Origin of the sequence: Meiothermus hypogaeus, from assembly GCF_003574035.1 — a bacterium.
Classification (GTDB): domain Bacteria; phylum Deinococcota; class Deinococci; order Deinococcales; family Thermaceae; genus Meiothermus; species Meiothermus hypogaeus.
In genome coordinates this window covers 1-6,461 of sequence record NZ_QWKY01000125.1, presented here as the reverse complement: position 1 = coordinate 6,461, position 6,461 = coordinate 1, and the positions used below count along the sequence as shown (strand labels likewise).

Here is a 6,461-nt window from a genome sequence, read left to right as displayed (position 1 = left end):
AAGGGGCGGTATCGCCCTCCGCTACGCGGATAACTTCCAAGGGGCGGTATCGCCCTCCGCTACGCGGATAACTTCGGTCGGGTTAGTTCGTCACCCTTTGGTGACGAACTAACCGAATCTGGTATCAAATCGATCTAGCCCTATGGCAGGTCGTCCAGGGCTGGTGCTTACCTCAGGTTAAGCGCCGGACAGTCATCGATTTGAATAGCCATAGCCGGGCCGGGGGTTCGAATACGATACTCACCGGCACTGCCGACCTCGGTTGTGCTGGCAGTCAGGTTGCCCTGCTCGGTGTAAACGACGATACTTTCGGCGGCCCCGCTAATGCGGAGGCGGAGTTCGTAACTGGATAAACCCACCTGTTCAATCCGGGCATTGCAGGTTGTTGGTTTTGTAACCGGGACTGGCTGTGCTTGGCTAGAAACAGCTTCATTTTGTGGCTTGTTGGCCAGGTAGATAAAGTAAAGTACCAGGCTGGCCAAGATCATCAGGCGCAGAGGGTTGTATTTTTTATCGTCCATAGCAGAAAAATGCCTGTTCAGGCAAGCCCCCCTGAACGAATAGCCGATCCCAGATCCCCCCTACCAACCTCAGGGCAGGTACATTTGCTTGAGCTCGAGGATCTCGCGCCGGGCTTCGTTTACCTTGATGTAAAAGGGGGTGTATTTATCAAAAGACCAGCCAAAATTCCGACCCCCCAGGCCCTGGATGAGCTGCTGGGGGGTGGCCTGGAAGTATTCCCCAGCATTTTTGAGCAGCCAGATTTTGGTGCTGGGGGTGAAGCGAAAGGTGCGAATCAGGGGGTTCTGGTTGGAAACCTCGATACCCGCCGGACAGTCGTCTCGGTTGCAATCCTTCACCTCGACATAATCGAGCTTGACCGTCCAGACCCCCTGCATCTGCCGAAAATCGGTGATGAGGGCCTGACGATTTTGCCACTGGGCCAGCCCAACCCCCAGGGCCAACACGAGCAGAGCTAACAGTATGCGCATATTTTATCTCTCTCCCATTCTGCGGTAGCCAAACCACAGCGCCAGCACAGCCGGAATAAGGGTTGTGGCTACCACAATTAATAGCCATAAGGGGCCTTCTGCGCTCCCCAGGTAGTCGGACTGGCGCTGGGTAATAGCCAGGTACACGGGGCGGCTGGCCAGTACCACCAGCAGCCCCGCATGCAGCAGAGTAAGGCCCATATACAAAAAGCCACCGATGCCAACGGGCACCTCGGCAGGATTGGAGGCATCGAACTTGGGGAAGGCCGCCCCCAGGCCCACCCCCAGGCCAGCGGCTGCAATGGCTGAGGCCAGCGCCAAAATCAAGGAGATTTGGGTGAGGTTGTCGTCTAGGCCAATTACTCGAGGGGAGTATAAGCCCAGGGCCAGGCCCAGCGGCACCAGAAAGAACAGGGCCAGCCCAAACCGGGTCAACAGGAGGGTTAGCTTGGAGACCGGCCCGGTCTGGAGCATCCAGTAGGCGGGGCCCTCGAGGCTGTAGAGCGGATACGCCAGCCGCACCCCCACCCCCCCAATCACAAACCCCTGGAAGGCCAGGTGCATGAAACCCGCCACCAGCTGGAAGCGGGTATCGCCCAGGGGCAGGTATTGCAGGCTGGTGGTGTACAACAGCACCAGCACCCCCACCAGAATGAGCTGCGAGGCCTGGTTGGCATCGCGGAAGAACAGGCGCAGGTCGCGCACCCACAGCGCCAGGGCCACACTGGAAGCCGACCCACGATCCAGCAGGCCAGGGCGCAAAATCCCGCGTTCGCGCACGGTGCCCTCCAAAGCCCGCACCCAACCCTGCTGGTAGGCATAGCCCGCTACCAGCCCTGCCAGCATCAGCAGCCCTCCCGAGAGGGCCAGCAACAACCAGAACTGCGGCTCTACCTCGCCCCTGGAAAGCCCCTTGAGGGCCTGCTGGGCCAGGGCCGAAGGCAAAAAGGGGGCGCTGGGGTCGCGGAAGGTCTGGAGGAAGCGGTCGAGCTCCTCCGGGTTGGCAAAGTTGGTCTGGAGCAGCACCTCGGGGCGCAAAGCCCGCAGCAGGAAGATGAGCAGCCCCCCCAGCACTGCCCCCAGCGCAGCCGCCCACTCGCGGGCCCGGCCTGCGGGGGCATACCGCACCAGCGGGAGGGCTAACCCCACCCCCAGCACCACCGGAAAGGCGAACAGGGCCAGGGCCACCAGGGTTGCGCCCGCAAAGAACAGTGGAGGTGCGCCGTAATGCGCCCCATAAGCAAACAGCACTGGCAGCACCAGCAGGGTGGGGAGCAAGGCAGTGGTCACGAATACCTCGCCCACCTTGAACATAAAAACCCGGCTGGCCTTCTGGGGGAGGGCCAGGTGCAGGGGCAGGTCTTCGGAGGTGTAGAGCACCACCACCGCGTTGGGCAGCGCAGAAAGCACCACCGAGCTCGAGAGCACCAGCAGCAGGCTGCCCAGCATGCGCTCCACCAGCACATCGCGGGTAAAGGCCGCCGCCAGGCGGTTCACAAATGTATTGCTGCCAAAGAGTTCGTTGGAGATGAAGTTCAGAAACCAGCTTGTCCCTGCCCAGGCCCCATAGGCCAGCCCAGCCCCCAGCAACAGCCCCACCAGGGCCGAAGCCGGGGCCTGGCGAAAGCCGTTCCACAGAAGTTGCAAGCGCAGGGTAAACATCCAGCCTAAAGTGTAGAGCATCCAGGGCCAACCGTTGGTGCGTTTGCGCTGCCAAGCTCAAAGCATGGAGCTTTTAGCGTTTGGCTCCTGGTTTTCAGCCTACTGACAAATGCCCCTGGTGGCCGTACCGTAGACTGAAGCAAATGTTAGTCAAAGACGTGATGCATAGCCCGGTGCTGACAGTGGATGCTTCGGTAACCCTCGAGGCCGCCTACCACATCATGCTACAGCGCAACATTCGGCACATTCCGGTGATGAAGGAGGGCCGCCTGGTCGGCATGATTACCGACCGCGACATTCGGCTGGCCACCAGCCCCTTTGCTCCCGGGGGAGCTAAATCCACCGAGACCCCCGTCGAGCAGGTGATGACCCGGCCGGTGTTCACCGGCGAACCGCTGGATGCGGTCGAGGAGGCGGCCCGGGTCATGCGGGAGCGCAAAATTGGGGCCCTGCCCATCCTCGAGGGCCAGGAGCTGGTGGGCATCGTGACTGGGATTGACCTGCTGGATGCGCTTTTGCGCCTGACCGGGGTGCAAAAGCCCAGCGGGCGGCTCGAGGTCTGCCTCGACGACCGGCCCGGCGAGCTGGCCCGGCTGAGCGGCGAGCTGGCCCAGCAGAACATCAACATCCACTCCCTGCTGACCTACCCCTGTGGCGAAGGTACCGTCACCACGGTGGTGCGGGTGGGCACACTGGATACGCGCAAGATAGCCAGAGATCTGCGTCAGAAAGGCTACGAGGTGCGCTGGCCCCCCGAAATTCCTGGCAAGAGCTTATGAGCGTTCCGGTCGTATATAGCCCCCAGTACAAGCTGTACAACTTTGGACCGCAGCATCCTTTTAGTCCGGTGCGGCTCGAGATGCTCCTGGACTTGCTGGAGCACCTGGGCCACCCGTTGCATTTTGTCGAAGCGGCCCAGGCCACCCGCGAGGACGTGCGCAGCGTGCACCTGGAGTCGTTCGTGCGGCGCGTCGAGGCCGCCGGGCGGGGCGAACACTCGCCCGACTTCGACCACTACGGCATCGGCACCGCCGACACCCCCATCTTTCCCGGTATGGACGAGGCCACCCGCTGGCTGGTGGGGGGCACCCTTACAGCGGCGCGGATGATCTCGAGCGGCCAGGCCAAGGAGGTCTTGCAACTGGGGGGCGGTCTGCACCATGCTCAGAAAGACCTGGCCTCGGGTTTTTGCGTCTACAACGACCTTTCCGTGGCCATTCGCCACCTCACCAACCAGGGCCTGCGGGTCGCCTACATTGATATTGACGTGCATCACGGCGATGGGGTGCAGTGGATTCACTACGACGAACCGGGTGTGCTTACCTTCTCGATACATGAATCGGGCCGCTATCTCTACCCCGGCACCGGTCACACCCACGAAATCGGCAAGGCCCTGGGCACCGGCCGCAAGCTGAACATTCCACTGGAACCCTTCACCGAGGACGACTCCTACCTGGAGGTGCTGCAGATGGGCCTCGAGCCCGCCCTGCGCTGGTTCCGCCCCGACGCCCTGGTCATCCAGTGCGGCGCCGACGCGCACTACCAGGACCCCCTGGCCGAAATTCTGCTCACCACCCGGGCCTATAGCAAAATTTTCCCCCTCCTGCGCCAGTACGCCGCCCATTTCTCCAGCGGAAATGCCCTCTATACCCTGGGCGGTGGGTACAGCCTGGATGCCACCAGCCGCATCTGGGCCATCCTCTACCTGACCCTGCAAGGCCTGCCCCTGCCCGAGCATCTTCCCGAACCCTGGCTCAGGCGCTGGGGCACCCAGCTCGGCCACTTCCTCACCCACACCCTGCTCGACCCCGAGGGGGCTTATCCCGAAATTCCCCGCAAACCCGAAATTGAGCGACGCAACCGCCAGGTGACCGAGCGGATGCTGGAGTCGGTGCGCCCTTATTGGAACTAGGCGCACAGCAGCTCTGGTTACCGGCCTGTAGTTTGTGTAAAGATTACACAAGACAAGTTTCGCAAGGCGGGTAAAGATGCAACTCAAACCTGGCCTCTACCAACACTACAAGGGCAAGCACTACTGGGTGCATGGCCTGGCCCGGCATTCCGAGACCGAGGAGTGGTACGTGGTCTACGAAACCCGCTACGGCACGGAGCCCGAAACCTTCTGGGTGCGCCCGCTAAAGATGTTTTTGCAGGATGTGGAGGTCGATGGCAAGCCCATACCCCGGTTTCGCTACCTGGGGGAAAGCGGAAGCCCGGAACAATGAAGCTGTCCCAAAAGCCCTGCAGTTTCCCTGAGGTATTGGGACATGCCTTTTTGCCAAAGGGCCTGGTCCGCTTGATGGCCCAGGCATAAGGATAAGCCTTGCTCCGGCTACTTCAAGGGCTTTAGATACCAGCTCAGGGTGGGGCCACTATCGCGCAGGTGCTCGAAGCCGACCCGTTCCCAGAAGCGTTTAGCCTGTTCGTTGTTGCCATACACCACTGCGTAGAGCCGATCCATCCGGCCACGTAGCAGGGTCTCGAGCTGCTCCACGGCAGCCTTGCCCAGGCCCCGTCCTTGCAGGCTTTCATCTATCAGCAACAGGCTGATGGTAGCCGAGTGCAGATCGGGGTAGGCTACCTTGTAGTCGAGAAAACCTACCACATGATCCTCATGCTTCAACAACAAAGCCTGCCGCCGGGTGTCATGGCGCAGGGTCTCGAGCTCGCGCTGAATATCGTTGAGGGTAGGCGTGTCGCCCCCAATCAGGGCGATATAAGTGGGGCAATTCAAGTAAAGGCTATGCACAACAGAAGCCGAATCGGTACTAACGGGCAGGAAGTCGAGATGTGCAGAGACTTTCATAGTTTGCCTTGATTGTATTGGCAAACATTAGATTTGGTTGTAATTTGCAACCCAGGGGCTCGTGTAGTTAATCACGTGTAGGTACTCTTTGGCACGCCCATTGTCTGTGGGTGTGTGGGCGATCCTGCTTCCCATCACTACGACGCAATAAGTACATGGGTTGCACTTCATTGGTGTGTGGTTAGGGTACAGCGAAAACCCCAGGGCCGAAGAATGGCCCTGGGTGCCCGATCGAGCACACAATGCCGCTCCCCAAAACAAAAACCCTCGGTTTCCCGAGGGTTCTTTAGCCGAGATATCGAACTAAAAACGCTTGGCCGCTTCCACCACGTTTACATTGGCGGCCTGGGGGCCTTTACCATTCTTGCCCGGCTCAATCTCGAAGGTCACCACATCGCCTTCGTTCAGGGTGCGGAAGCCACGGGACTGAATAGCACTGTAGTGCACAAATACGTCCGGCTCACCTTCTTCACGCTGAATAAAGCCATAGCCCTTTTCCGCATTGAACCACTTCACTTTGCCTTTTTGCATACTGCTCCTTACCACGGGCAACCCCTGCTTCAGTACGTAACCCGGCCCAGGACCAAGGCGCTGAACTACCCAAAGACCACCCGCCCGCCTTTCGGGCCATGGAGACAGTACCTACCATAGCCAGACCTTGCGGACGAACAACATGGGCCACCTCAGAAAACTCCCAGACGCCTCAAGATAGCACTCCGAAGTGCTGTGTGTCTAGCACGTGTTAAAACTCGGAGCCCATCGCACACTTCACAGACTTTGCTGCCCGCAAACACGAGAATGCGTCTGGGTGCAGACGCATGTTATACCGGATTCAAAAAGACAGTTTACAAAACCAAAAACACCAGAGGCTGTCTTTTTGAATCCTAGAGCACACCCCTCCCTTGAGTACCGGCGCTAGCCGGGGGCCGATGGCCCTTCACTGTCGGTCGGCGAAGAAAGCGTCTCCCTTCCAAGGGGCGGTATCGCCCTCCGCTACGCGG

The 6,461-nt window shown here is 60.1% G+C and carries 8 protein-coding genes; 3 read left to right on the top strand and 5 right to left on the bottom strand.

Features of this window, described 5'->3' with window-relative positions:
- Positions 1-167: 167 nt before the first annotated feature.
- The 3 genes from Mhypo_RS16970 to Mhypo_RS16960 all read right to left on the bottom strand — a co-directional run bounded on the left by Mhypo_RS16970 (position 168) and on the right by Mhypo_RS16960 (position 2,654).
- Complete coding sequence (locus Mhypo_RS16970) at positions 168-521, bottom strand: hypothetical protein (protein ID WP_119342424.1); 354 nt, start codon at positions 519-521, stop codon at positions 168-170.
- 69 nt (positions 522-590) lie between these two features.
- The gene (locus Mhypo_RS16965; RefSeq protein WP_119342423.1) at positions 591-992 is read right to left on the bottom strand and encodes a hypothetical protein; all 402 of its coding nucleotides are present in this window, start codon (positions 990-992) and stop codon (positions 591-593) included.
- Positions 993-995: 3 nt separating this feature from the next.
- On the bottom strand, positions 996-2,654 hold the full coding sequence (locus Mhypo_RS16960; protein WP_119342422.1) for a putative ABC transporter permease subunit: 1,659 nt from the start codon (positions 2,652-2,654) through the stop codon (positions 996-998).
- A gap of 143 nt (positions 2,655-2,797) precedes the next feature.
- Between Mhypo_RS16960 and Mhypo_RS16955 the strand changes: the two genes are divergently transcribed.
- From Mhypo_RS16955 to Mhypo_RS16945, 3 genes are all read left to right on the top strand, one after another.
- On the top strand, positions 2,798-3,433 hold the full coding sequence (locus Mhypo_RS16955; protein ID WP_119342421.1) for a CBS and ACT domain-containing protein: 636 nt from the start codon (positions 2,798-2,800) through the stop codon (positions 3,431-3,433).
- Positions 3,430-4,566, top strand: coding sequence for an acetoin utilization protein AcuC (locus Mhypo_RS16950; RefSeq protein ID WP_119342420.1), 1,137 nt, complete (start codon positions 3,430-3,432; stop codon positions 4,564-4,566). The genes Mhypo_RS16955 and Mhypo_RS16950 overlap by 4 nt, the downstream gene beginning before the upstream one ends.
- Before the next feature lie 76 nt (positions 4,567-4,642).
- Positions 4,643-4,879 (top strand): DUF1653 domain-containing protein, encoded by a 237-nt coding sequence (locus tag Mhypo_RS16945; protein WP_119342419.1) that lies wholly within the window; start codon positions 4,643-4,645, stop codon positions 4,877-4,879.
- Positions 4,880-4,986: 107 nt separating this feature from the next.
- Here the strand turns inward: Mhypo_RS16945 and Mhypo_RS16940 are convergent, their stop codons facing one another.
- Both Mhypo_RS16940 and Mhypo_RS16935 read right to left on the bottom strand, forming a co-directional pair.
- On the bottom strand, positions 4,987-5,460 hold the full coding sequence (locus Mhypo_RS16940; RefSeq protein WP_119342418.1) for a GNAT family N-acetyltransferase: 474 nt from the start codon (positions 5,458-5,460) through the stop codon (positions 4,987-4,989).
- A gap of 303 nt (positions 5,461-5,763) precedes the next feature.
- The gene (locus Mhypo_RS16935) at positions 5,764-5,991 is read right to left on the bottom strand and encodes a cold-shock protein (RefSeq protein WP_027876425.1); all 228 of its coding nucleotides are present in this window, start codon (positions 5,989-5,991) and stop codon (positions 5,764-5,766) included.
- Between the last annotated feature and the right edge of the window lie 470 nt (positions 5,992-6,461).